Origin of the sequence: Streptomyces sp. SM11, assembly GCF_002910905.1 — a bacterium.
Taxonomy (GTDB): Bacteria; Actinomycetota; Actinomycetes; order Streptomycetales; family Streptomycetaceae; genus Streptomyces.
Genome location: NZ_NEUE01000086.1, coordinates 1 through 22,557 on the forward strand (window position 1 = coordinate 1; position 22,557 = coordinate 22,557).

General features: G+C 71.6%; 19 protein-coding genes and 1 pseudogene. 3 read left to right on the forward strand and 17 right to left on the reverse strand.

All coding sequences use genetic code 11. The annotated features are described in order from the left end of the window. Nucleotides 1–43: 43 nt before the first annotated feature. The 3 genes from B9S58_RS05485 to B9S58_RS05495 all read right to left on the reverse strand — a co-directional run bounded on the left by B9S58_RS05485 (nucleotide 44) and on the right by B9S58_RS05495 (nucleotide 2,507). Nucleotides 44–1,348, reverse strand: a complete 1,305-nt coding sequence (locus B9S58_RS05485; RefSeq protein ID WP_103531000.1) for an extracellular solute-binding protein — start codon at nucleotides 1,346–1,348, stop codon at nucleotides 44–46. A 271-nt stretch (nucleotides 1,349–1,619) separates the two neighbouring features. Continuing rightward, nucleotides 1,620–1,916 (reverse strand): DUF3039 domain-containing protein, encoded by a 297-nt coding sequence (locus tag B9S58_RS05490; RefSeq protein ID WP_103531001.1) that lies wholly within the window; start codon nucleotides 1,914–1,916, stop codon nucleotides 1,620–1,622. 30 nt (nucleotides 1,917–1,946) lie between these two features. Continuing rightward, nucleotides 1,947–2,507 carry a YqgE/AlgH family protein gene (locus B9S58_RS05495; RefSeq protein WP_103531002.1) on the reverse strand — a complete coding sequence of 187 codons (561 nt, stop codon included), beginning with the start codon at nucleotides 2,505–2,507 and terminating at the stop codon, nucleotides 1,947–1,949. Between the two features lie 286 nt (nucleotides 2,508–2,793). Between B9S58_RS05495 and murA the strand changes: the two genes are divergently transcribed. Further along, a complete protein-coding gene (gene murA / locus B9S58_RS05500; RefSeq protein WP_103531003.1) occupies nucleotides 2,794–4,134 on the forward strand; it encodes a UDP-N-acetylglucosamine 1-carboxyvinyltransferase in 1,341 nt (446 codons plus the stop codon). A gap of 134 nt (nucleotides 4,135–4,268) precedes the next feature. Here murA and B9S58_RS05505 read toward each other — a convergent pair. Further along, nucleotides 4,269–5,174, reverse strand: a pseudogene (locus B9S58_RS05505) (AraC family transcriptional regulator). Between B9S58_RS05505 and B9S58_RS05510 the strand changes: the two are divergent. After that, entirely contained in the window at nucleotides 5,173–5,637 is a 465-nt protein-coding gene (locus B9S58_RS05510; protein WP_103531004.1) for a DUF2000 domain-containing protein, read from the forward strand. The pseudogene B9S58_RS05505 and the gene B9S58_RS05510 overlap by 2 nt on opposite strands. A gap of 126 nt (nucleotides 5,638–5,763) precedes the next feature. On the opposite strand, the gene B9S58_RS05515 is transcribed toward B9S58_RS05510, so the two are convergent. The 6 genes from B9S58_RS05515 to B9S58_RS05540 all read right to left on the reverse strand — a co-directional run bounded on the left by B9S58_RS05515 (nucleotide 5,764) and on the right by B9S58_RS05540 (nucleotide 13,112). Beyond that, the gene (locus B9S58_RS05515) at nucleotides 5,764–6,045 is read right to left on the reverse strand and encodes an HU family DNA-binding protein (RefSeq protein WP_003968811.1); all 282 of its coding nucleotides are present in this window, start codon (nucleotides 6,043–6,045) and stop codon (nucleotides 5,764–5,766) included. Nucleotides 6,046–6,421: 376 nt separating this feature from the next. Then, nucleotides 6,422–7,858 carry an NAD-dependent malic enzyme gene (locus tag B9S58_RS05520; RefSeq protein ID WP_103531005.1) on the reverse strand — a complete coding sequence of 479 codons (1,437 nt, stop codon included), beginning with the start codon at nucleotides 7,856–7,858 and terminating at the stop codon, nucleotides 6,422–6,424. A 469-nt stretch (nucleotides 7,859–8,327) separates the two neighbouring features. Continuing rightward, a complete protein-coding gene (locus B9S58_RS05525; RefSeq protein WP_103531006.1) occupies nucleotides 8,328–10,709 on the reverse strand; it encodes a UvrD-helicase domain-containing protein in 2,382 nt (793 codons plus the stop codon). Between the two features lie 131 nt (nucleotides 10,710–10,840). Next, entirely contained in the window at nucleotides 10,841–11,824 is a 984-nt protein-coding gene (locus B9S58_RS05530) for an anti-sigma factor (RefSeq protein ID WP_258044197.1), read from the reverse strand. Beyond that, nucleotides 11,821–12,408: a sigma-70 family RNA polymerase sigma factor gene (locus tag B9S58_RS05535; RefSeq protein WP_103531008.1), complete on the reverse strand. Its 588-nt coding sequence runs from the start codon at nucleotides 12,406–12,408 to the stop codon at nucleotides 11,821–11,823. The genes B9S58_RS05530 and B9S58_RS05535 overlap by 4 nt, the downstream gene beginning before the upstream one ends. Before the next feature lie 65 nt (nucleotides 12,409–12,473). Then, nucleotides 12,474–13,112, reverse strand: coding sequence for an ABATE domain-containing protein (locus B9S58_RS05540; protein ID WP_103531009.1), 639 nt, complete (start codon nucleotides 13,110–13,112; stop codon nucleotides 12,474–12,476). A 143-nt stretch (nucleotides 13,113–13,255) separates the two neighbouring features. Between B9S58_RS05540 and B9S58_RS05545 the strand changes: the two genes are divergently transcribed. Continuing rightward, entirely contained in the window at nucleotides 13,256–13,879 is a 624-nt protein-coding gene (locus tag B9S58_RS05545) for a GNAT family N-acetyltransferase (RefSeq protein ID WP_103531010.1), read from the forward strand. Here B9S58_RS05545 and B9S58_RS05550 read toward each other — a convergent pair. The 7 genes from B9S58_RS05550 to B9S58_RS05580 all read right to left on the reverse strand — a co-directional run bounded on the left by B9S58_RS05550 (nucleotide 13,812) and on the right by B9S58_RS05580 (nucleotide 22,423). Continuing rightward, nucleotides 13,812–14,375 carry a GNAT family N-acetyltransferase gene (locus tag B9S58_RS05550; RefSeq protein WP_103531011.1) on the reverse strand — a complete coding sequence of 188 codons (564 nt, stop codon included), beginning with the start codon at nucleotides 14,373–14,375 and terminating at the stop codon, nucleotides 13,812–13,814. The genes B9S58_RS05545 and B9S58_RS05550 overlap by 68 nt on opposite strands. 95 nt (nucleotides 14,376–14,470) lie before the next feature. Then, the gene (locus B9S58_RS05555; RefSeq protein ID WP_103531012.1) at nucleotides 14,471–15,613 is read right to left on the reverse strand and encodes a uroporphyrinogen-III synthase; all 1,143 of its coding nucleotides are present in this window, start codon (nucleotides 15,611–15,613) and stop codon (nucleotides 14,471–14,473) included. 143 nt (nucleotides 15,614–15,756) lie between these two features. Beyond that, entirely contained in the window at nucleotides 15,757–17,088 is a 1,332-nt protein-coding gene (locus B9S58_RS05560) for a NarK/NasA family nitrate transporter (RefSeq protein ID WP_103531013.1), read from the reverse strand. A 131-nt stretch (nucleotides 17,089–17,219) separates the two neighbouring features. Then, a complete protein-coding gene (locus tag B9S58_RS05565; protein WP_103531014.1) occupies nucleotides 17,220–18,383 on the reverse strand; it encodes an acyltransferase in 1,164 nt (387 codons plus the stop codon). After that, nucleotides 18,380–20,596: a glycosyltransferase gene (locus tag B9S58_RS05570; RefSeq protein ID WP_103531015.1), complete on the reverse strand. Its 2,217-nt coding sequence runs from the start codon at nucleotides 20,594–20,596 to the stop codon at nucleotides 18,380–18,382. The genes B9S58_RS05565 and B9S58_RS05570 overlap by 4 nt, the downstream gene beginning before the upstream one ends. Further along, nucleotides 20,597–21,289, reverse strand: a complete 693-nt coding sequence (locus tag B9S58_RS05575) for a hypothetical protein (RefSeq protein WP_103531016.1) — start codon at nucleotides 21,287–21,289, stop codon at nucleotides 20,597–20,599. 162 nt (nucleotides 21,290–21,451) lie between these two features. Next, on the reverse strand, nucleotides 21,452–22,423 hold the full coding sequence (locus B9S58_RS05580; RefSeq protein ID WP_103531017.1) for a LysR family transcriptional regulator: 972 nt from the start codon (nucleotides 22,421–22,423) through the stop codon (nucleotides 21,452–21,454). Nucleotides 22,424–22,557 lie beyond the last annotated feature (134 nt).

Below are 22,557 nucleotides of genomic sequence, written 5' to 3' on the forward strand. Positions count from 1 at the left end.
CCCGCGGGCGGGACCTTGAGGGGGGTGGTGTGCGTGGTCATCGTCAGCCCGCGTCGGTGAAGGCCGTGTTCATCTTCTTCGCCGCGTCGTCCGAGGCCCGGTCCACGTCCTTACGGCCGGAGACGATCTCCTGGAACATCGTCGGCAGGACCAGCGAGGCGTCGATCTGGCCCCAGGCGGGCGAGGTGGGGACGAACTTGGCGCCCGCGCCGAGGGTCCGGACGAACGGGGCGACGAAGGGCTCCTTCTTCGCGGCGTTGTCCAGGACGTCGGTGTAGGTGGGCAGGAAGCCCATCGCGTCGAACATCTGGGCCTGGGTCTTCTTGCCGCTCAGCGACTTCATCAGTTCGACGGCGAGGGTGCGGTGCGAACTGCTCTTGAGGACGCCGAGGTTGTTGCCGCCCGCGAAGGCGGGGGCGATGGAGCCCTCGGCGATGCCGGGCAGCGGTACGACGGCGTACTTGCCCTTGACCGCGCCCGCCTCGACGGCCGCGTGGCTGAAGTCACCGCCGATGGCCATGGCGGCCTTGCCGGAGGCGAAGGCGGTCACGGTGGCGTTGCCGCCCATGGAGGCGCACTTGGCGGCCGGGCAGTTGTCGTCGCCGAAGAGCGAGGTGTACGCCTCGATGCCCTTGCGGGACTTCTCGCTGTTGATTCCCGACTTGTACGTGCCCCCGCTCTCGCCCGCGAGTTCGCCGCCGTTGGCCCAGATGAAGGGCAGCGCGCCGTAGGTGTACGCGCCGCCGACCGCGAGGCCGTAGAGGTCGGGCTTCGCCTTGCGGATCTTCTTGGCGGTGGAGATCAGCTCGGCCTGGGACTTGGGGGCCTCGATGCCGAGGTCCTCGAAGACGTCGGTGCGGTAGTAGAGGGCCCGGACGCCGACGAAGAAGGGCGCGCCGTAGACCTTGTCGCCGACGGTGACGGACTGCTTGGCGGTCGGGTCGGTGTCCTTGGCCTCGTCCCAGGCGCCGAACTCCTCGGTCACATCCGCGAGTCCGCCGTCCTTGACGTATCCGGCGGTGTCGCTGTTGCCGTACTCGATGAGGTCCGGGGCGCTCTTGGGGTCGTTGAAAGCGGCTTTGACGCGCTGCGCGCGGGTGTCGACGGGGATGTACTCGACCTCGACCTTCGCGCCCTTGTGGGCCTTCTCGAAGTCGGCGACGGCCGCGTCGACGACCTTCTCCTTGGGCTTGTTGCCGACCTCCTGGAAGAGCCAGACACGGAGCGTGCCGCTCTTCTCGTCACCCTTCGCACTGGTGTCGGAGGTCTGCGGCGCGCAGGCGGTGGCGGTGAGGCCGGCCAGCACAAGCGCCGCAGCCGGGACGGCAATTCGGGCAGAAAGCTTCATCCGGAACCCCTACCGGTCATGCGTTGCATCATGTGCAACGTGCGTTTCGTTCTGCACAACTGGCAGGAGAGTAGATCCGCGTTCCGGCGTCGACAAGTGGTCTCCACCACTCTGTGACCAGGGGATGCAGCCCGTGCAACGCGAGCGTCCGGTCACCGAAAGTGACCGGGAACGCAAAAGGCCCCCGGGGCGCGCGGTGACGCGCGCCCCGGGGGCCTGACAGCCAAGACCCGCCCCCCAGTCGCCGGTGGGTCCAAGTGAGGGAGCGGACCTACTTCTTGTCCTTGCCGCCGCCCTTGCCCTTGCCCTTGTCGCCGCCGGCGCCCATGGACTCGTAGATCTCCTTGCACATGGGACAGACCGGGTACTTCTTGGGGTCGCGCCCCGGCACCCAGACCTTCCCGCACAGCGCGACCACGGGAGTGCCCTCCAGGGCACTCGCCATGATCTTGTCCTTCTGGACGTAATGGGCGTAGCGCTCGTGGTCGCCGTCGCCCCTCGACACCTGTGGCGTCGGTTCGACGAGGGTCCCCGTACCTGCCCCGCGATCGGGCTCAAGAGTGCTCATAACCGCCAAGGGTACTGAAAGAGACGGACATCAGTTGAGCGAAGGGTCGTCCGGATACGTGGCGATCATCGCGAGCTCGCTGCGCTGGCGGCGGAGCACCGCACGCCAGAGCCGTTCGGGGTGCGGGGAGGAGACGTCGCCGGGCTCCGACTCGACCACGTACCAAGCGCCCTCGTCTCGCTCACCCTCCAGTTGACCGGGGCCCCAGCCCGCGTATCCGGCGAAGATCCGCAGCGAACCGAGGGCGGGGCCGAGCAGCTCCGGCGGGGTCTCCAGGTCGACCAGGCCGATCGCTCCGTGCACCCGCCGCCAGCCGAGCGGGCCCTCGTCGCCGGGGATCACCGCCACGCCGAGCGCGGAGTCGAGCGAGACCGGGCCGCCCTGGAAGACGACGTCCGGCTCGCCGGTCAGGCCGGCCCAGGGCGCGAGGATGTCGCCGACGCCGACCGGGGTCGGGCGGTTGAGGACCACACCGAGGGAGCCCTCCTCGTCGTGGTCGAGGAGCAGCACCACCGCGCGGTCGAAATTCGGGTCCGTGAGGGCGGGTGCGGCCACGAGCAGTCGCCCTGTGAGCGAGGACACCTCGGTCATGGCAGGAATGATCCCGCATCTTCGCCCTCCGCGGGGGCCGAGTGGGCGTGCTGCCGCCCTCAGGAGAGCGAGCGCAGCTCAGGGCGCACGGAGGCACGGGGAGCGCACCGAACGGCGGGGCGCGGTGAGCCATCCGGACGGTAACCCTCCGCAAGATCGGATGCGCGGAGGGTGTTGTGGCGGATTCATGACGTTCGTACACCCCCCTTCGCCTTACGGAAGGGGGGTGGGAGGCCATTACCCTTTTCGTTGGCCCCCTGCCCGACCACTCCGGAACGCGAGATACATGACCGGCACAGACGATGTCCTGCTTGTCCACGGCGGCACCCCGCTGGAGGGCGAGATCCGCGTCCGAGGCGCCAAGAACCTGGTGCCGAAGGCAATGGTCGCCGCGCTGCTCGGCAGCGGGCCCAGCCGTCTCCGCAACGTTCCCGACATCCGTGACGTACGGGTCGTCCGGGGGCTGCTGCAGCTGCACGGCGTCACCGTCCGCCCCGGCGACGAACCGGGCGAACTGATCCTCGACCCCTCGCACGTCGAGTCCGCGAACGTCGCCGACATCGATGCCCACGCGGGCTCGTCGCGCATCCCGATCCTTTTCTGCGGCCCGCTGCTGCACCGCCTCGGCCACGCCTTCATCCCGGGCCTGGGCGGCTGCGACATCGGCGGCCGGCCGATCGACTTCCACTTCGAGGTGCTGCGCCAGTTCGGCGCGACCATCGAGAAGCGGGCCGACGGCCAGTATCTGGAGGCCCCGCAGCGGCTGCGCGGCACCAAGATCCGGCTGCCGTACCCGTCGGTGGGCTCCACCGAGCAGGTGCTGCTCACCGCGGTGCTCGCCGAGGGCGTCACCGAGCTGTCCAACGCGGCCGTCGAGCCGGAGATCGAGGACCTCATCTGCGTACTGCAGAAGATGGGCGCGATCATCTCCGTGGACACCGACCGGACCATCCGGATCACCGGTGTCGACAGGCTCGACGGTTACACCCACCGGGCGCTCCCGGACCGTCTGGAGGCGGCCTCCTGGGCGTCGGCGGCGCTGGCGACCGAGGGCAACATCTATGTGCGCGGCGCCCAGCAGCGTTCGATGATGACCTTCCTGAACACCTTCCGCCGGGTCGGCGGGGCCTTCGAGATCGACGACGAGGGCATCCGCTTCTGGCATCCGGGCGGCGCGCTCAACGCCATCGCGCTGGAGACGGACGTGCACCCCGGCTTCCAGACCGACTGGCAGCAGCCGCTGGTCGTGGCGCTGACGCAGGCCGCGGGCCTGTCGATCGTCCACGAGACGGTGTACGAGTCGCGGCTCGGCTTCACCTCCGCGCTCAACCAGATGGGTGCGCACATCCAGCTGTACCGCGAGTGCCTGGGCGGTTCGGACTGCCGCTTCGGCCAGCGCAACTTCCTGCACTCGGCGGTCGTCTCCGGACCGACCAGGCTGCAGGGTGCCGACCTGGTCATCCCGGACCTCCGGGGCGGCTTCTCGTACCTCATCGCAGCGCTGGCGGCGCAGGGCACCTCCCGGGTGCACGGCATCGACCTGATCAACCGCGGTTACGAGAACTTCATGGAGAAGCTGGAGAAGCTCGGCGCGAAGGTGGAGCTGCCGGGCGGTTCGCTCGTCTGACCCGCCCACCCGCGTGCCTCTCACGGCCCGCACAGTGCTGCCGCACACAGCACTGCGCACCGCGCGGTTCCCGCGTGAGCAACCCGCCGCCCCGGCTTCCGGTCCTCGGAGCCGGGGCGGCGGGCTGTCGTGCGTCAGAAGGGCATCTGAGGCCCTTGGGGGCGGGCATGGCGGACATGGCGGGCGTAGCGGCCCGGGGTGGTGCCGGCGATCCGCTTGAAGTGCCGGGTGAGGTGGGACTGGTCGTGGAAGCCCACGGCGGCCGCCGCCTCGCCGGGCGGCACCCCGTCGAGCAGCAGCCGGCGGGCCCGGTCGACACGGCGGGACGTCACGTACTGGTGCGGCGCGATGGCGTAGGCCGCGCTGAAGGCCCGTACGAGGTGGGCGGGGTGCGCGTGGGCGAGGCTGGCGGCCTCCGCCAGGGTGACGCCCTCGCGCAGCCGCTCGTCGAGGAGCTCGCGCAGGTCCCGTGCGACGCCGCCCCTTGATGGCCCCGGCGGGCGCGGAGGGCCCACGGGGGTCGCCACGGGGCGCAGGTGGCTCCTCAGTCGCTCCCCGATGAACGCCAGGCGGCTCTCGGCCTCCAACGCGCCGTCCGGGGCCGCCAGGGCCGTGTGGAGCCGGCCGACGCGGGCACGCAGCAGCGGGTCGACGAGGTCGGGGGTGTCCACGGCGGGCCCGATGAGGCTCGCGTCCAGCTGGGACATGTCCAGGTAGAGCACCCGTTTGCGGAAGCCGTCGGCGGTCGCGGGCGAACCGTTGTGCGGGACCTGCGGCGGCAGCAGGCTCACCGTGCCGCCCGGAGTGCCGCGCTCGTGGCGGTCCAGGTCGTAGCGGACGGCGCCGTCGTCGACGATCAGGAGCGTCCAGGCGTCGTGGACGTGCATGGGGTAGACGTGCTCGGTGAAGCGGGCGTGGAAGACCTAGACGACGCCGGCGACGGCCGGACGCCAGGCCGCGACATCCTGGATCTCCTGCCGTGGCACCACGCTAAGAACGTACAAGATCCCGCCCGGGCCCACCGGCCAGTCTCGAACCATGAGAACCACGACGGCGGAAACCGCCACGACCACGCCCGCCGGGACCGCCCCCGTCCGCTTCGACACGAAGGTCGCGGTGCTGCTCCGTGACGACCTGGAGACCTGGCAGCGCCTGAATGTGACCGCCTTCCTCGTCAGCGGCCTGGGTACGGCGGCGTCGGAGGTGATCGGCGCACCCTACGAGGACGCCGACTCCACCGCGTACCTGCCGATGATCCGCCAGCCCGTGCTGGTCTTCGAGGGATCGAAGGAGACGCTGACCGCCGCGCACGCCAGGGCGCTGTCCCGGTCCTTGACGACGGCCGTGTTCACCGCGGACCTGTTCGGCACGGGGAACGACCGGGACAACCGGGCGGCCGTACGGGCGGTGCGGCGGGACGCGCTCGATCTGGTGGGGCTCGTGGTGTACGGGCCGCGCAACGCCGTGGACAAGGTCCTCAAGGGCGCGCGGATGCACCCCTGAGCCTCCTGGAAGGCCCCGCGGGCGCACGAACGCCTCGACCCGCATGCCCGGGGCGCATGTGCCCCGGGCATGCGCAAGGGCGGCCACTCCTGGTCGGGAGTGGCCGCCCTCGTTGCGCCTTGAGGGTTACTTACCCTTGGCGGCTTCCTTGAGCTTCGAGCCCGCGGAGACCTTCACGCTGTAGCCGGCGGGGATGTTGATCGGGTCGCCGGTCTGCGGGTTGCGAGCGGTGCGAGCGGCACGGTGGGTGCGCTCGAAGGTCAGGAAGCCGGGGATGGTGACCTTCTCGTCGCCCTTGGCGACAATCTCACCGACGGTCTCGGCGAGGGCGGCCAGCACGGCGTCGGCGTCCTTGCGAGTCACCTCGGCGCGGTCGGCCAGGGCGGCCACCAGCTCACTGCGGTTCATGTTGTTACTCCCGTGTTCTTCTTGCCTGTGAGGCGTGAGATCGAAGCCGATGCTGCCAGGGCCCTCTGACAGTCCCCGGACCCGGGTCTGATGTCAGACCCTCTCGCCCGATTACGCATCCTGCCCCCACCAGCGGCGGGAAAGCCAATCCGGAACCCTTCGGGGTCAATGAAAAGCGCCACGGTTTGCTCGTGGTGACGCTCCGTCGACTTGACCGAGCGGTCCGCAGCGGATGCCGGGCCCCGCAGGGCCCACTGCCCGCCCACCCTAAAGGGGCGTTTGGGGCGCCGCGACCCGCGACGCGCCGTACGGCACGGGCGGGTGCGGCCCGGAGCACCCCCCGGGTACCCCTTGCGGGGCCCCCGAAGCGGTGAGGTCAGACGGAGGTGGCGGTGGCCGCTCCCGGGCCCGCGGCGGCTTTCGCGGCGGCCCGGACGGCTCCGGCGACCGCGCCCGCCACCTTGTCGTTGAAGACCGAGGGGATGATGTAGTTCGCGTTGATCTCGTCCTCGGCGACCACGTCGGCCAGCGCGCCGGCCGCGGCGAGCATCATCTCCGTGTTGACGGTGCGGGACTGAGCGTCCAGCAGACCGCGGAAAACACCCGGGAAGACCAGCACGTTGTTGATCTGGTTGGGGAAGTCCGAGCGGCCGGTGGCCACGACCGCCGCCGTCTGACGGGCGATCGCGGGGTCGACCTCGGGGTCCGGGTTCGCGAGCGCGAACACGATCGCACCGTCCGCCATCGCGGCGACGTCGTCGCCGTTCAGGACGTTCGGGGCGGAGACGCCGATGAAGACGTCGGCGCCGACGACGGCCTGCTTGAGGGTGCCGGTGACACCCTCCGGGTTGGTGTTGTCGGCGATCCAGCGCAGCGGCGAGTCGAGGTCGGCCGCGACCAGGTCCTCGCGTCCGGCGTGCACCACACCGTGGATGTCGGCGACGACGGCGTGCTTGACGCCCGCGGCGATGAGCAGCTTCAGGATGGCCGTACCGGCCGCTCCCGCGCCGGACATGACGACCCGTACGTCCCCGATGCCCTTGCCCACCACGCGCAGGGCGTTGGTGAGGGCGGCCAGGACGACGATCGCGGTGCCGTGCTGGTCGTCGTGGAAGACGGGGATATCGAGGGCCTCGCGCAGCCGGGCCTCGATCTCGAAGCAGCGCGGCGCGGAGATGTCCTCCAGGTTGATGCCCGCGAAGCCGGGGGCGATGGCCTTGACGATCGCGACGATCTCGTCGGTGTCCTGGGTGTCCAGGCAGATCGGCCAGGCGTCGATGCCGGCGAAGCGCTTGAAGAGCGCCGCCTTGCCCTCCATGACGGGCAGCGCGGCCATCGGGCCGATGTTGCCGAGGCCGAGCACCGCGGAGCCGTCCGTCACAACTGCGACGGAGTTGCGCTTGATGGTGAGGCGGCGCGCGTCCTCGGGGTTCTCGGCGATGGCCATGCAGACCCGGGCGACGCCGGGAGTGTAGATCATCGACAGGTCGTCACGGTTGCGGATGGGGTGCTTGGACGCCATCTCGATCTTGCCGCCGAGGTGCATGAGGAACGTACGGTCGGAGACCTTGCCCAGCGTGACGCCCTCGATGTCACGCAGACCTTCGACGATCTCGTCCGCGTGCGAGGTGGAAGTGGCGGCGATGGTGACGTCGATCCGCAGCTTCTCGTGGCCGGAGGCGGTCACGTCGAGGCCGGTGACCGAGCCCCCGGAGGACTCCACGGCCGTGGTGAGCTGGGAGACCGCGGTGCCGCTCGCGGGCACCTCCAGCCTGACCGTCATCGAGTACGAGACGCTGGGCGCCGTTGCCATGGCCGAGTCCTTCGCTTTCCTTAGCTTCATTGCCGCGCAACCGGAACCCTCGTTCCGGTCACGCTTCCCGATCGTCGCACCTACCGACTGGTAGCCGGTAATGACTGCCGCCTTTCGGAAAGTTCTTTCCACCATACGAGAAACTACCTGTTCGGCGGAACCCCCAAGGGGACCCGAACCCGGCCGGGGCGGCCCGTAAACGAGAACAGACCCGCGCCACCAACAGGTGACGCGGGTCTGTCTTTTCCGGTTGAGCGGCACCGACCCGCCATGCTCGCCTCGCGGCAAGTGGTCGCTCGAAGCGACGAAGGTTGGGCCCGGGGGCTTGGATCGAGTCGGTGCCAGTACCAAGGTAACAAACACCCCCGAGAAGTGATTCCCGTGCGACGGGTTGACTCGCGAAACCCTCCCCGACCACCCGATCGACCATGGTCCGGTTGACCGGGGAAGGCCCCCGGCCGACCCTGTGTCAGTCCCTCAGCAGGTCCGGCACCCCGTCCTCGTCCGGCAGGTCCCGCTCCCCCGAGACCACCGTGAGCTGCTGCGTCGCCCGGGTCAGCGCCACGTACAGCACCCGCAGACCGGCCGGGGACTCGTCCGCGATCTCCGCGGGCGAGACGACCACCGTGGCGTCGTACTCCAGGCCCTTGGCCTCCAGGCTGCCCAGCGCCACGACCCGCTCCCCCAGCTCGGCGAGCCACTCGCGGGCCTGGGCGCGCCGGTTCATCGCGACGACCACGCCGACCGTGCCGTCCACCTCCGCCAGCAGCCTGGCGGCCTCCTCGCGGACCGTGGCGGCCAGGTCCCCGTCGCGTACCGGCTCGAAGCGGGGCACCACCCCGGTCGAGCGGACCGCCGCCGGGGACTCCATGCCGGGCATCGCCAGCGCCAGCACCTTCGCGGCCAGCTCCGCGATCTCCGCCGGGTTGCGGTAGTTGACGGTGAGGGTGAAGCGGCGGCGCGGCCGGGAGCCGAGCGCCTCGTCCCGGGCGGCGCCCGCCTCGTCCGGGTCGGACCAGGAGGACTGGGCCGGGTCGCCGACGATCGTCCAGGTGGCGTGCCGGCCCCGGCGGCCGACCATGCGCCACTGCATCGGGGTGAGGTCCTGCGCCTCGTCGACGATGACGTGGGCGTACTCGGTGCGCTCCGCCGCGAGCCGCTCGGCCCGCTCCCACTGGGTCTCCTCGCGCTGCGGCATCAGCTCCTCCAGACCCGAGAGCTGGTCCAGCGGGTCCGCCTCGCGCTTGCGCCGGGGCCGGTTCGGGGTGCCCAGCAGCGCCTGGAGCTCGTCCAGGAGCGCCACGTCGTGGACGGAGAGCGGCCCGTCGCCGTCCGCGTCGAGACGCTTCAGCGACCGGGCCAGGCGGCGTACCTCGCCCTGGTTGAGGATGCGCCGTGACCAGGGGCCCAGGCGTCGCTCGTCGGCCATCGCGGCCAGCACCCGGCGCGGCGTCAGTTCGGGCCACCAGGCGTCGAGGAACTCCAGGAACGGGGTCTCGGTGGAGACGTCCTCGTCGAAGGAGGAGCGCAGCTCCGCCACCAGCTGGGGGTCGGTGTACCGGCCGCGTCCGGAGGACCTGTTCCACAGGGCGTCCAGCAGGAGCTTGCGGGCGCGCGGGCGCAGCAGGTTGACCGGGGCGGTGCCGCCCAGGGCGTTGTGCCGGATGCGCCGGAGTTCGTCGGCCTCCAGCTCGACCCTGGCCCCGAAGGCGACGACGCGCAGCCGGTCGGGGGTCGGCGCGGCGCCACCCTGATCGGGCTCCTCGCCGAAGGAGAGCTGGCCGGTCTCCTCACGCGGTGCCGCGGCCCGGCCCTGTTCCAGCGCGCCCCGGGCGGCCTTCCGCAGCACGTGGAGCATCCGGGAGGAGCCCTTGATCCGGGCCACGGCCGGTTCGTCGTAAGTGGTCGCGCCCTGGAGGCCCGCCGCGTCGTCGGACAGCGAGCCGACCGCGCGGATCGCGACCTGGCCCTCCTCTCCGAGCGAGGGCAGCACCCCTTCGGTGTACGCGACCAGGAGCGGGGTGGGCGAGACGACCAGGATGCCGCCCGCGTACCGCCGCCGGTCCTGGTAGAGCAGATACGCCGCCCGGTGCAGGGCGACCGCGGTCTTGCCGGTGCCGGGGCCGCCGGTGACCTCGGTGACGGAGGCGGCGGGGGCCCGGATGACCAGGTCCTGTTCGGCCTGGATGGAGGAGACGATGTCCCGCATGGTGTGGCTGCGGGCCTGGCCGAGCGCCGCCATCAGCGCGCCGTCCCCGATCACCGGCAGCTTCTCGCCGTCCAGGTACGCCGTCAGCTCCGGGCGCATCAGGTCGTCCTCGACCCCGAGGACCTTGCGGCCCTTGGAGCGGATGACCCGGCGGCGCACGACGCGGCCCGGCTCCTTCGGGGTGGAGCGGTAGAACGGGGCGGCGGCCGGGGCCCGCCAGTCGATGACCAGCGGTGCGTAGTCGGAGTCCAGGACCCCGATCCGGCCGATGTGGAGCGTTTCCGCGATCTCGGCGGTGGCGTCCTCCCGGACGGTGTCGTCGGCGGGCTCGACTGAGGTGTACGCGCCGTCGGGGCCGCGCTCCCCGTCCTTGCCGAGCAGCAGATCGATCCTCCCGAAGAGGAAGTCCTCGAACTCGCTGTTCAGCCGATTGAGGTGGATCCCCGCCCGGAACACCTGGGCGTCCCGCTCCGCGAGCGCGCCGGGGGTACCGACCTGGCCACGCTTGACGGCGTCGTTCATAAGGAATTCCGCCTCGTCGATCTTCTCTTCGAGGCGGTGATAAACACGGTCGAGATGCTCCTGCTCGACACCGATTTCCCGGTCCCGCAGCGATTCGACAGCGGCATCCTGCGCGGCCACCGAGGCCCCCTTCTGACGTGCACTGGGCAGCCGTCAACCCTATGCGAACGGGGGCCCGAGCGCACCTGCCGGCGGTACCCCGATCGCGCGTCGTACCGGGCGGAGCGCGGTGGAGTGCGGTGGAGTGCGGTTCAGGCCCCGATCTCCACCAGCCGCTCCCCGTCGAAGGTCCGCACCTCGAACCGGTCGATGTCCTTCCGGTCCATCGCCGCCCCGCCGTGCACGTACAGCGGGGACTTCGCCGTCGGGTTCGTGGCGCCCTCGATGCCGTACCCCCACCGCGGGACGGACCAGGAGGTGACGACCTCCTCCTCACCGGTCTTGGAGACGGCGATCAGACGGCACTTCTGCGGTCCCTTGACGTTCTTCAGCTCCAGGACCATGTGGGTGCCCCAGGTCTTCTCCTCCATGCCGACGGTCGCGCCGACCCGGGTGGTGGGGTCGGTCGCGGAGACCTTCTCCGTCATGTGCTGGAAGAAGGCGTCCTCGGCCGGGCTGGTGGGATGCGGGTCGCCCGCGGCCACCGAACCGCCGCCGCGGTCGTCGCCCGCCGTGACCGCGAAGGCGGCGACCGGGCCGCCGATGATCAGGGCGGCGGCCGCGGCGACCAGATACCGGCTGCGCCGGGTGCGGCGGTGCCGCTTGTGCGCGACCTCGTCCATCAGCCCGCCGAGCAGCCGAGGCGCGGGCCGCTCCGGCACATGCGGCACGGGACGGGCCCCGGGCACGGCGGCGGGCGCCTCGGAGAGCATCGCGAGCATGGGCTCCATCGCGGCGAACTCGTCGAGATGCGCGGCGCACCGGGCGCAGTTCGCGAGGTGCGCCTCGAAGGCGCTCGCCTGGGCGTCGTCGAGGACGCCCAGGACGTACGCGGCGGCCGCGTCGTGCTCGGGTCCTTCGGGAGGCACACCGAACGGTTCGCCCCGGCCGGAGGGGTCGCTGGGGCCGCCCGGGCCACCGGACCACCCGGGGCCCGTGCCGTATCCGGGGCCGGAGTGGTGCGCGGGCCCTGAGGGGTGTGCGGGACCCGCGGCATGCGGGGGACTTGAGGGACCGGACGGCGCGCGGTGGCCGGGAGGCCGGGGCCCGAACGGCTGCCACTGCTGGTCGCTCATGCCGTGATCCCCCTCTCTTCGAGTGCGAGCTTCATCGAACGGAGTGCGTAGAACACCCGGGACCGCACGGTCCCGCTGGGGACGCCGAGCACTTCGGCGGCCTCATTGACCGTACGTCCCCTGAAGTAGGTCTCGACCAATGCTTCCCGGTGCGCGGGGGTCAAATCTTCGAGCGCGTCCGAGAGCGTCATCAGCCACAGCGCCTTGTCGATCTCGTCCTCCGCGGGAATGACCTCCAGCGGCGACGGATCGACCTCGCGCGGCCGGGCCTGCCGACTGCGGTGGCCGTCGATGACGATGCGCCGGGCGACCGTCACCAGCCAGGGGCGGACGGAGCCGGTGGCCCGGTTGAGCCGGCCGGCGTTCTTCCAGGCACGGATGAGCGTCTCCTGCACCACGTCCTCGGCCCGCTGGCGGTCACCCGCGACGAGTCGGAGCACGTACGCGAGCAGCGGCCCGGCATGTTCGCGGTACAGCGCCCGCATCAGTTCCTCGTCCGGTATCCCGGAGGGGGACGCAGGCGGCTCACCACGATGTCGAGCCCTGTGCGGACGGTCATCGGCCACGGCCGCATCCTTGCGCACCCGAACCTCCCGGTCGAGACCCTCAATCGAGCTCTTCGACCATCGGTACGGCGGCGGCGGCCGGTTCATTCAACGCCGGGCGGAATTTCTTTCTCCCGGCCGCACGCATCGGGTGCCCCCAAGGTCCTGCGCCGGTACCGGGCGACCCTCTCCCGGTTGCCGCAGACCTCACCGGAGCACCAGCGCCGCCGCCCGCCGCGCGAGGTGTCCAGGTAGAGCCGGTGGCAGGCCTCGCCCTGGCACCGGCGCAGGGCCGCCCGCGCGACCGGGTCGGTGAGCAGATCCACCGCGTCCCGGGCGACGACGGCGAGAAGCCCCGCGCAGTCGGGCGCGGCGCTCAGGGCCCGTACCAGGTCGCCGTCGGCTCCACGCACCGCGCGGGGCCCCGGAGGCACTCCGGACGCCAGGGAGTTGATCCGCTCCAGCGCACCGTCGGCTTCGGGCCCCCCGAGCTGAGCCGCCATCAGACGGCCGATGGCGGAACGCAGCTCATGGAAACAGGCCACCCAGGTGTCGTCCAGCGCCGTAAGCACGGTGCCCGGCGGGACGAGCCGGGCGTCGGTCAGCCACTGGGCCAGGCGCACGGGCCCGTCGAGCTGCTCGCAGGTCCCGGGCACCCCGCCCGCGCGCTCCGTGGCCACCAGATCGAGGCAGATCCGGCCCGCGTCGAACCGCCACGTCCACGCACCCCTGCCCGCTGCCATGCTCCTGTCACCGCCTTGGTCACCGGTGGAACGGCCACCCCCAGAGTGCCTCTGCCGGGGCCCGGCCGGAACCCCTGCCGCCGCGCGGAGTGCGGGGCCCGCCCCGTACCGTTGCGGCCAGGGATCACTACGGGGAGACGTCCATGGATCACTGCCACGACACCGTCACGCTCACCTCCGGCGACCTGCTGATGCGCCCCTGGCGCGAGGAGGATCTGCCCGCGCTGCTGCGGGCGTACGACGATCCGGCGATGCGGCGCTGGCTGGCCACCCAGGTCCACGGAGCGGACAGGGCGGCCCGCTGGCTGGAGGCGCAGCGTGCGGGGTGGGCGACGGGCGCCCGCTTCGCCTTCGCCGTGACGGACGCCGGGCGGGGCGGCGAGCTGCTCGGCAACATGGTGCTGAAGCGGCCGGATCCGGTGGGCGACCTCGCGGAGGTGGGCTATTGGACGACGGCCCCGGCGCGCGGCCGGGGCGCGGCGTCACGGGCGCTGGCGGCGCTTACCGACTGGGCGTTCACGCGCTTCGCCGAACAGGGCCTGACACGACTTGAGTTGCTCCATCAGGAGGACAACGAGGCTTCGTGCCGAGTGGCGGAGAAGTGCGGATACGCGCTGACGCGCGTGATCCCGGCACTGCCGCCCGACAATCCGCTGGACGGCCATGTGCATGTGCGTGAGGCGCCCGCGGCAACGACGCTCAGGCGGTCGGCGGATCGTCGTGCAGAAGCCGCTGGAACAGATGGTGGTCGCGCCAGCCTCCGTTGATGTGCAGATAGCCGGGGGCCGTGCCGACCCGCTCGAACCCGGCCTTGGCGAGCACCCGTTGGGACGCGGCGTTCTCGGTGACGGTCGCCGCCTCGACGCGGTGCAGGCCCAGGAGGTCGCGGGCCGCCTCGCAGACCGCGCCGACGGCGGCGGTGGCCAGCCCGCGTCCGGCGTGGCCCTCGTCGACCCAGTAGCCGAGGCGGGCGTTGCGGAAGGGGCCACGCTCGACGCCGGAGAGCGTGAAGGCGCCGATCACCCGGTCGTCGGCGTCCGCGAGCACCCAGGGCATGGCCCGCCCGGCGTCCCGGTCGGCCAGCAGCGCGGTGAGCCGGGCGGTCTGGCCCTCGACGGTGTAGAAGGACTCGGAACGTACGGGTTCCCAGCGGCGCATGTACGCGCGGTTGCGGGTGAGGGCAGTGGCGAAGGAGGGCGCGTCGGCGATCGCGGCGGGCCGGAAGGCCACGTCGGGGGCGAGCGGGTGGAGGTGATCGTTCATCCGGTCACGCTAACCGGGGTGACCTGGTGCTCCGTACGACCCCCGGGCGGCCCCCGTACGGCGGCCCCGGGCGGGTCCGTACGGGCCCCCGGCGGTCAGCGCCCGTACTTCGTGTCCGCCGACGGGTCCAGCGCCAGCCGGTAGCCGCGTTTGACTACCGTCTGGATCAGCCGGGGCACGCCCAGCGCCGTGCGCAGCCGGGCCATAGCCGTCTCCACCGCGTGCTCGTCGGTGCCGCTGCCGGGCAGCGCCCGCAGCAGGTCGGCGCGGGCCACCACCCAGCCGGGGCGGCGGGCCAGCGTGTGCAGGAGGGCCATGCCCGCGGGCGGCACCGCGCGCAGCTCGTCGTCGACGAGGACGGCGTGGCCCCGGATCTCGACGCGGTGGCCGGCGACGGGCAGGATCCGGGCGCCCGACGGGAGGTGGGCGCACGTCAGCTGGACGAGGGGGCCGAGCCGGAAACGTTCGGGCTGGAGGGTGGTGATGCCCCGGGCCTGGAGCGGGAGGGCGGTGACCGGTCCGACGCAGGCGACCAGCACGTCGTCGCGCAGCGCGCCGAGGACCTCGGGAAGCAGCCCGCGGGTCTCGGCGCGGCCCAGGAACGAGGCGGCGGCGGGGGCGCTGGTGAAGGTGATCGCGTCCAGGCCCCGGGCAGCCGTGACGTCGAGCATCCGGTCGAGCGGGGCGATGTCCTGCGGCGGCATCCAGCGGTAGACGGGTACGACGATGACGTCGGCGCCCGCGGCCGTCAGGGACTCGACGAAGCCGGGCAGCGGTTCGCCGTGCAGCTGGAGGGCGACCCGGCGTCCTGCGACGCCTTCGGCCAGAAGCCGGTCGAGGACCTCGGCCATCGATTCGGACCCGGGTGACCAGGCCTCGGTCAGTCCGGCGGCCCGGATGGCGCCCTTGACCTTGGGGCCCCGGGCGAGGAGTTCGACCCGGCTCAGCGTCTTCAGCAGGGCGTCGCCGATGCCCCAGCCGTCGGCCGCCTCGATCCAGCCGCGGAAGCCGATCGCGGTGGTGGCGACCGCGATGTCGGGAGCGTGGCCGATCAGTTCCTTGGTGGCGGCGAGGAGTTCGCTGTCGTCGGCGAGCTGCACGATCCGCAGGGCGGGGGCGTGCAGGACGGCGGCCCCGCGGCGTTTGAGCAGGGTGCCGAGCTCCTCGGCGCGACGGGCGGCGGTCACCCCGACGGTGAAGCCCGCGAGGGGGCCGTGCGTTGTGTCGTCGTCCTGCATGGCGTGTTCCCGGCTTCCGTGTTTCCGCTGGTACGCGATGTGCGGAGGACCGAGCCTGCCAACCGTGCGTGACAGGCTCGGTTCCCCCGTATTTCCCGGCCGTTACGTCGCACGACGCCGGGGCGTCGTCCCACGGGCCGCCCTCACACCTCCGCGTAACCGAGCTGGGCCCGTGCGGTCACGGGTGCGGGGCTGCGAAGGTATACCGCCCAGGTGACGGCGAAACACACGCCGTAGAAGGCGAGGAAGGACCAGAAGGCCGCGGTTCCGGTGCCGGAGGTCTGGAAGGACTGGCGGAAGGCGAGGTTGATGGCCAGGCCGCCGAGCGCGCCGACGGCCCCGATGAGGCCCATGGCCGCGCCGGAGAGCCGCCGCCCCTGGGCGGCGGCCGCCTCGCCGTCGAGCCCCCGGGCGAGGGCCTTGGTGTGGAAGATGCCGGGGATCATCTTGTACGTCGATCCGTTGCCGAGGCCCGTCAGGACGAACAGGGCGGTGAAGCCGGTGAGGAAGACGGGCAGCGAGGCACTCCTCGACGCCTGGATGACGACGCCGGTGGCGGCGGCCATCGCGGCGAAGGTGGCCAGGGTGATCCGCGCGCCGCCGTACCGGTCGGCGAGCCGGCCCCCGACGGGCCGGATCAGGGAGCCCAGCAGCGGGCCGACGAAGGTGAGCGAGGCGGCCTGGAGCGGGGTCCGGCCGAACTGGGTCTGGAGCACCAGGCCGAAGGCGAAGCTGTAGCCGATGAACGAGCCGAAGGTGCCGATGTAGAGGACCGACATGATCCAGGTGTGCGGATCGCGGACGGCCTCCAGCGCGGCCCCGGTGTCGTTCTTCACGGGCCGGAGGTTGTCCATGTACAGGGCGGCGCACACCGTGGCCACGACGATCAGCGGGATGTACACGCCGAGGACGATCCGGGGGTGCGAGGCACCCAGCGTGCCGATGACGAGCAGGCCGATGAGCTGGACGACGGGGACGCCGACGTTGCCGCCGCCCGCGTTCAGGCCGAGCGCCCAGCCCTTCCTGCGCAGCGGGAAGAAGGCGTTGATGTTGGTCATCGACGAGGCGAAGTTGCCGCCGCCGATCCCGGTGAGCGCCGCGACCACGACGAAGGTGGCGTACGAGGTCCCGGGCTCCATCACCCAGAACGCGGCCAGCGTCGGGACGAGCAGGCTCACCGCGCTCAAGACCGTCCAGTTGCGGCCGCCGAGCCGGGCGACGGCGAAGGTGTACGGCACCCGCACCAACGCGCCGACGAGGGTGGCGGTCGAGATGAGGAAGAACTTCCCGGCCGGGTCGATGCCGTACTCCGGTCCCATGAACAGGACCATCACCGACCACAGGGTCCAGACGGAGAATCCGATGTGCTCGCAGAGCACGGAGAACCACAGGTTGCGGCGGGCGACACGTTCGCCCTTCTCCCGCCAGAACGTCTCGTCCTCCGGCTCCCAGGTCTCGATCCAACGGCCTGCCATCACGTGCCTCCACAGGGGGTCGGGGTGTTGTCCCCGACGCTAGGGAGCCCGCGTTTCGGCGTGGTGCCGCGAGGTGACCGGTGCGCAACCTCGCTCTCACCGGGCCGTTCCCGGCCCGGTGAGATGGAGCTCTACCGTCTGCCGTCCGGCCAGAGCCGGGGCCGGCGTTTGGCGGCGACGTCCTCCACCCAGCCCACGGCGACGATCACGAGCGCGAGCAGCGGCCAGATCAGCAGGGTCATCAGCAGGGTGTACCCGGCCTCGACCATCGATCCCAGGTGCGCGTCCACGTACGGGAACTTCCAGAGGAGGTCGATCAGCGGGATCGTCGCCAGGATCAGCAGGTTGTGCCAGAGGTAGATCGTCACGGCCCGGTTGTTGGCGAGCGTGACCAGACGGTCGAAGCGGGCCAGCCGGCCGGGCAGCTCCTGCCAGGACGGGGCGTACTGGAGCAGGATCACGCAGAAGCCGAGCGACCAGAACGCCTGGGCCAGCGGGATGTCGTTGAGGTCCCAGCCGTCCGCGGTCAGGTGCCCGGAGGCCCACCACAGCGCGAAGCCCATGCCGATCGACGCCAGCGAGATCGTGAGGTAGCGCGGCACGTCCTTGAACAGGCCGTCGTGGTGGGCGAAGCCCAGGACCCAGCAGGAGCCGAACACCGCGAAGTCGCTCAGCGCGTTGCCGGTCTCGCCCGGGATCGTCACCAGGCCGGTGCCGATCACTGCGGTCAGGCCGAGCGGGGCGAGCAGCGTCGCCCAGGGCAGCTTCCGGAACGCCCGGAGCAGCAGGGGCGAGGCGAGGACGAACCAGAGGTAGGCGCGGATGTACCAGAGCGGCCCCGCCGCCTGGACCGCCCAGGTGTCCTCCAGCAGTCCGGCCTGGCCACCGCTGGACCAGGGGAAGGGGGGTGCGCCGACCGGGAAGACGTACCAGGCCAGCTTGACGAACCACCACAGGCCGTCCCCCTTCACTGGCTGCCAGCTCAGCGCGAACATCATCGGTACGACGACGAGCGCGAACACCCACATGGGCGGCAGCAGGCGGCGGACACGGCCCCGGATGACCCCCAGGGCCGGGCGGCTCAGCGAACGGGCCATCAGCGAACCGGCCAGGGCGAACATCACGCCCATGGAGGGGAACAGGATGGTCAGCCAGGCCCAGCCGAAGATGTGGTAGATCACCACGCGGACCAGGGCGATCGTGCGGAGCAGGTCGAGATAGCGGTCCCGGCCGGGCTTCCCCGTCGCGGCGGGGGGCGCCGCGGAGGTCCCGGCAGGCACGGTGGCGGCGCTCATCCGACGGGCCTCCTCTCGGGGACGGACCCGGTGCCGCGCCGCTGGGCGGAGACGCCGCCGGGCGCCTCCACCGCGCCGGTGCGGCGGAGCTTCTGCCAGCGCAGCCGGCCACCGGTGAGCGCGGTGATCCAGGACTGGAGCAGCACGACGTACATGAGCTGGCGGTAGAGGATCTGCTGGAGCGGCAGCGAGATCAGGTGGACCATCCGTTCCCTGTCCAGCCGGAACGCGTACGCGGCGCAGACCGCCTGGACCACCAGCACGCCGAACCACGCGGCGACGGTCTTGCCGGTCGGGCCGAAGACCAGCCCGTACAGCAGGAACACGTCGATCAGCGGGGCGAGCAGCGGGGCGACGACCATGAAGAGGGAGACGAACGGCAGCCCGACCCGTCCGAAGCGGCCCGAGGGGCCGCGTTCGATCACCGCGCGGCGGTGCTTCCAGATCGCCTGCATGGTGCCGTAGCTCCACCGGTAGCGCTGCGACCAGAGCTGCTGCACGGACTCCGGCGCCTCGGTCCAGGCGCGGGCGTTCTCCGCGTAGACCACACGCCAGCCGTCCCGGTGCAGGGCCATGGTGACGTCGGTGTCCTCGGCGAGGGTGTCCTCGCTCATGCCGCCGACCTGTTCCAGGGCCTCGCGGCGGAACGCCCCGACGGCGCCGGGGATGGTGGGCATGCAGCCGAGCACGTCGTACATCCGGCGGTCCAGGTTGAAGCCCATCACGTACTCGATGTGCTGCCAGGCGCCGATGAGGGAGTCGCGGTTGCCGACCTTGGCGTTGCCCGCGACGGCCCCGACCCGGGGGTCGCCGAAGGGCTGGACCAGCTCGCGGACGGTGGCCGGTTCGAAGACGGTGTCGCCGTCCATCATCACGACGATGTCGTAACGGGCGTGCCGGATGCCGTTGTTGAGGGCGGCGGGTTTGCCCGCGTTCTGCTGGCGCACGACCCGTACGCGGGGCAGCCGCATCGCCTCGACGAGGTCGGCGGTGCCGTCGGTGGAGCCGTCGTCGATGACGATGATCTCGATCCGGTGCTCGCTCGCGACGAGGGAGCGCACGGTGGCCTCGATGCACTCCCGTTCGTTGTACGCGGGGACGAGGACGGAGACCGGGCGGGTGACGGGCGCGCCCCAGCTGAAGTTCCGGCGACGGACCTTGCGGGCGTGCAGGAAGGAGAGCAGCAGCATCAGCCCGAAGCGGGCCAGCACCAGGACGCCGATCACGGCGAGCCCGACGACCAGGATGCCGGTGATCCGCTCGGACACGGCGACGGCGGAGACGAACGCCTTGCCCTTCCACAGAGCGAACCCGGTGACCGGGGTGTGGGCGCTGGGGGCGTCCAGGGCGGTGGTGAGCCGGGTGAAGGTGTAGCCCTTCTCCTTGAGGTCGGGCAGCAGGGTGTCCAGCGCGGCCACGGTCTGCGAGCGGTCGCCGCCGGAGTCATGCATCAGGATGATCGCGCCCTTGCCGTTCTTCGGCGTGGCCCGTTCGACGATGGCGCGGACGCCGGGGCGCTTCCAGTCCTCGCTGTCGGTGTCGTTGACGACGGTGAGGTAGCCGCGGCTGCCGATGTACTCCGTGACCGGCCAGGACTTGTTGTCCATGGCGTCCGAGAAGGAGGAGTACGGCGGCCGGAAGATCGAGGTACGGATGCCGGCCGCGCCCGCCAGCGCCAGCTGGTTCTGCGACAGCTCCCAGTCGATGCGCGCGGAGGACTGGTAGGAGAGGTCGGGGTGGTTGAAGGTGTGCAGCCCGAGCTCATGGCCCTCCTCCACCATCCGCCGGACCAGGTCCGGGTGGCGGGCGGCCATGTTGCCGGTGACGAAGAACACGCCATGGGCGTCGTACTCCTTCAGCTTGTCGAGCACCTTCGGTGTCCACACCGGGTCGGGCCCGTCGTCGAAGGTCAGGACGATCCGGCGGTCGGGTATGCGCAGGGTCTGGGCGGCACCGGAGCGGGCGTCGATTACGGGCCCGCCGGAGAGGACGTCCTTCGGCACCTGGTGGGTGGGGGCGGCGTCGCGGACCCGGTGGTCGGCGAGGATCTCGCTGTGCACGTATCCGCGCAGCATCAGCATCGCGAGCAGGGCGACGAGAAGTGTCGTCGGCAGGAGGTAGCGCATGGGGAGCCGGAGTCGGCTCCGGCCACGTGACGCCTTCCTCCTCCTGCCGTCCTTGCCGTTCCTGCCCCGCGTGGCGGGGAAGTTCATTTACGGGGCGCTCTCTTCTTGCACCGGCTGTTCGGGGTCATCGACGGGCGGGGCCGTCGGTTCGCTCGGCTCCGGCTCTGTGGTCGGCGGCGTGGGGTCGACCGGCGGCTTGGCGGTCGAGGTCGTGGGGGTCGGTTTCGTGGCGCCGCCACCTCCGCCACCGCCCGTGGCGGGCCGGGACGGGTCCGCGGAGGCGGACGCGGAGGGGCGGTCCGCCGAACCGGCGGGCACGACCACGGAGGTGGCCGACGGGGTGGCGCCCGCGGGGGCGCCGGACGCGCCGGCCGCCGGGGCGCCGGAGGCGCTGGGCCCGGGCTCCGGGGCGTCGTCGGCGAGGCCGTCGTCCACGGTGTCGGCGCTGGGCTCGGGGAGCTCCTCGACCTGCTCCGCCTTCGCCTTCTCCTCGGGTCCGGACAGGGGCAGCCAGGGGGCGCTGGAGTTTCCGCCGAGGACGGCGAAGACCAGCGTCACGGCGTAGGCGGCGCAGACCGTGGCCAGGACCCAGCCGAGGCGGCGGAAGGTCTTGCTGCGGCGGCCGCTCTCATCGACGAAGACGGGGCCGTCGGAGCCGTCCGCCGGGGCGGGTTCGCCGGGCAGTTCGGCGAGCTGACGGCCCAGTCCGTCGAGCTGGATCGTCGCGTCGTTGGGCTCATGCGTATGCCCGGTTCCCTTGCCTTCGCGCCAATTGTCCACAGGTGCAGCCCATCCCCCACTCAAAGAATCGGGCACACCGAATTTGACTGGTTCTTTACTGTCGGACTGGGTCCCCACCCGTCCGCGAACCTGGCGTTCATGCACCCGGACGATGAATGTAGCGCACGACATTGACGCCCAAGTGCCCCTGATCGGAGTTGATCAGGAACAGTTTCGCATCAGTGCCCGATCGCCCTCGGGAAGCCAGCAGCCGGGCGGCGGGGCCAGCCACTCATCAGCAAGGGCCAACTGGTCAGTAGCGTTTCGCAACGCGTCTACGCCCGGATGGTTCAGGCCTTTGCGCCAGACCAGCGCGAGCGGCGAAAGCGGAATCGGATCGACGAGCGGGCGCAGCACCGTTCCGGGCAGCGGCGGGAAGTCGACGACGGCGAGCACGGGGTGCCCCTCCTTCGACATGACCCGCTGAAATTCAGCCACACCCACGGCGAGTGGCACGGGTCGGGCCATGACGATGCCCCACTCGGCGAACAGCGAGGCGGCGAGGTCGGTCCACTCCCGTGTCCGCTCGTTGCCGGCCCCCGCGTAGACGGTCTCTCCGGACAGCTCGGCCAGGGCGACGACCTCCCGCGCGGCAAGAGGATGAGAGACGGGCAGCATCAGGGCCATCGGCTCGTACCGCACGGGGTGCACGGAAAGACCCGCGCGCACCGTGGGGGCCAGTCCGGCGGCCCGTCCGAAGGAGGCGTCGAGCCGGCCGGCCAGGATCTCGGCGGCGGCCCAGGTGAGGCCGGACTCGAAGCGGGCCATCAGCTCGCAATCCGGCAGCAGCTCGCGGGCCCGCGCCAGCACCCGGGCGGCGGTCGCCCCGTCGCTGTTCAGGTCGACGAGCAGCGGCCGGGCGGGCGCTCCACTGAAGGCCCCGGCCAGTTCGGCGTGCGCGTCGAGCACCCGGCGGGCGTACGGCAGCAGGCGTTCGCCGTCCGGGGTGAGCGTGACCTGCCGGGTCGTGCGGACGAACAGCTCCACGCCGAGCACGCGCTCCAGCCGCCGGACGTCCCGGCTCAGCGCCTGCTGCGCGACGAAGAGGCGGGCGGCGGCCCGGGTGAAGTGCAGTTCGTCGGCGACGGCGAGGAAGGCGCGCAGGAGACGGGGGTCGGTGTCGGCGGGGGGCACAGCGTGAATCTACCGCGCGGGGCACGATTCACAACACAATCGCGTGAATCGGCGCGGAAGAGGTGTTGGACCCGGGCGGCGGGGCACGGCCAGCCTGGCCGTATGCCGACATCCCCAGCCACCCGCCCGGAGAC